Annotated in this window: 2 protein-coding genes; both read right to left on the minus strand. The window is 57.5% G+C overall.

Annotation, left to right across the window (positions count from 1 at the left end):
* Positions 1 to 1,518: hypothetical protein (locus Q0341_RS13455; protein WP_299514267.1), on the minus strand; the 1,518-nt coding region annotated here is incomplete at its 3' end.
* A 353-nt stretch (positions 1,519 to 1,871) separates the two neighbouring features.
* Positions 1,872 to 2,069: a peptidoglycan-binding domain-containing protein gene (locus tag Q0341_RS15280; RefSeq protein WP_366522774.1), complete on the minus strand. Its 198-nt coding sequence runs from the start codon at positions 2,067 to 2,069 to the stop codon at positions 1,872 to 1,874.
* Positions 2,070 to 2,619: the final 550 nt, after the last annotated feature.

The following is a 2,619-nucleotide window of genomic DNA, read 5'->3' on the forward strand; positions in this document are numbered from 1 at the left end:
CAGGCCGCCCACGGCTGCAGGAGCGAGCGCAGCAATATCTGCCGTGTCAAAGCTGTCGAGCTGGGTGGAGGTGATCCCAGCCGCTTGGCTGGGGTCGATGCTGGCCATGGCCGCAGTGCTCAGCGATGACAGGTCTGTGCCCAAGGCCGCTATTTGGGCGGGGCTCAAAGCATCGATTTGGTTGGCTGTCAGTTGTGCCACTTGTGCTGTCGTCAGTGTAGCCAGTTGCGCGCTGCTGAGTTGGGCCATGCGGAGGGGCGTCAAGTCCGTCACTTGCACATTGGAAATGTCAGCTGGCAGGGCGTCTATCGGCGCCAGTTGTTTGGCCAGAGCGGTGCGCAGGTCGCCCGCAACTTGGGTGTCTGCCGAGGTAGCACCTTGGACCAAGATGGCTTGGGCGCTTGGGCTCAGCGTGGTGCCGCTGACGCCTGCGGCAATTTGGTCAATGGTGGTTTGGGAGTTGCCACTGTTTTCGCGGTCCTTGCCCGACATGGCAGCCAATATGGCGCCGTACAGTTCGCCTTGGGTCAGGCCATCGGCGGAGTCGTAGGTGCTGCCACTGACGGCAGGCACCACGTTGATGCCGGTCAGGCCGGCCGGGTCGGTCAGGCCAAAGGCTGTCGCCACCTGGGTGTTGGTGTCGGCGACTTTGGCGGCTGTGGGGTTGGCACCCATTTTCACGACCGCGACGGTGGTGAGCGGGTTGATGTTGAGCGTGATGCTGGTGGAGCCTGCGGTGAGCTCGCCTGCGACCATGAGGACAGTGTTGAGGTCTTTGCCTGTACCCAAGGCTTCGTCGAGGTAGTCGGGGCTGGCATCGCTGTCGAGGATGATTTTGGCGATGACCACACCGGTGTAGTTTTTGACCACGGCGGTGAACTGACCTTGTGCGGTCAAACCCACCGGTTCGCCGAGGGTTGTCGTCCCGTCGGCCTGAAACAGTTGGACTTTGAGGCCGTGGCCAGAAACCAGCGGACCGGCCATGAACTGGCCTGTGACGGTGCGGTCGACATCAGTTCTGTTACTTATGTTACCGGTGCGGTCGACATCAGTTCTGTTACTTATGTTACCCCACAAGCCGGCACCCACGAGGGCCAATGTGGAAATCAAGTCCAAAAGGTTTACCGGGTTGAAGTCTGGCGCGCGCCCATCGGTCTTGGTGTCTGAAGCGCTCGCATCGGTCTTGGTGTCTATCGCGGCCTGTGCCCATTGGGTGCCGTGCAGGGGGTTCGTGGGCTGGGCATATGTCAGTGTGGTCGCCTGCTGCAGCTGCGCGGGGCTCAGCTCAGCTTGCAAGGGTTGCGCGCTCAGGGTGTCGGGCAAGTCCAGCGCCAATGGGTCGACGCCCACCAGTTGGGCGGTGTTGGCCTGGCCACCTTCGGTGGGTGCAGCATAGAAATCTTCGACCACGGCAACGGTCCGACCGTCCAGTTGGACTTCCAGCGTGCGGCCTTTGCGGACAAGTCGTACGGCTTTGCCATTGATGTGCTGTTGGCCTGTAAAGGGTTGACCGTCCACCGTCAGGTGAATGGATTGGCCTGGCTCTGCGCGAAGCTTTTGCGCAGAGAGAGCACCAAAGACATTTCTAACGGTTGTACTGAAGAGTTTCACTATGGATTATGGATTATGGGCAATTACAAATTTGCAATCCTAATTAACTGAAGTGATAAAAACAGAGAAAAATCAAAGAAGCAGGAAGTGACTTCCTGCTCTTTTGGTGGCTATCTGTCACAACCCAGATGATCGATCGGTGGCAACACGCATGTCTGTATCCCAGTGTTCGTGGGGCGAGGGTTGGGTGGCAAGCCCTGGCAGAAGTCTTTCTGCGAGCCTGCCAACAGCTTGGCCACACCCAGGGTGATGGTTTGCTATCAGTTGCTGTTGGTGTGTGAAACGCCCAAGCCTTGGAGTGTTTCAAAAGACAACATGCCCACCGCCAGTCCTTGCTTGTTTTGGTAGCTTTGGATGGCGCGCCACGTCTTCTGGCCCAGTTTGCCATCCGGCTTTCCGAGATCTTGTCCGGCGGAAACGAGGGCGATCTGCAACTTTTCAATCAGTGGTCGAGACAGGTCACGCTCGCATCAAACCCGACGCCAAACCATTTGGGGTGTGCCTGTGTGAACCTTGACGGGAATGTCTCGAACTTCTGGTGCGCGTGTTTTGGTCGTGACCTGCGGTCCCTGTTGTACCGATCTGAAGGGCAAGGCGATTTGCTTTGCTGGCATCTCCCGCGATTGCGCCCGCCCGTTTTCCTCCAGTACCCATCGCAGCACTGTTTGGTATTGGGCCGGAATGACCTCTTCTCGCGGGGTTTCAGGGGCTATCAGTGATTTTTTGTTGATGGTTTGGTAACGCGCTGGAATTTCTCGGATGCATTGTGTTTTTTGAAGGCTTTTGGCTCCGGGGCTGGCTGGACGTTGGCCTGATGAGCTGCATGCCTGCATGGCCAATGCGATGCCAACGGCTCCCGTGATTTTGATGCTCTTCAACAAGCGGTGTTTTGATGTGGCGTTCAAAAGTATCAGCATGGCAGTTGAGTTTTGAGGGTGGGCACTTGTATTGAAAAACGAGCCATTGAGGAAGCCGAGAGCAGCGAACAAACTGTGCGCATCCTTATCG

It is taken from the genome of uncultured Limnohabitans sp. (genome assembly GCF_937889215.1).
Taxonomy (GTDB): Bacteria; Pseudomonadota; Gammaproteobacteria; order Burkholderiales; family Burkholderiaceae_C; genus Limnohabitans_A.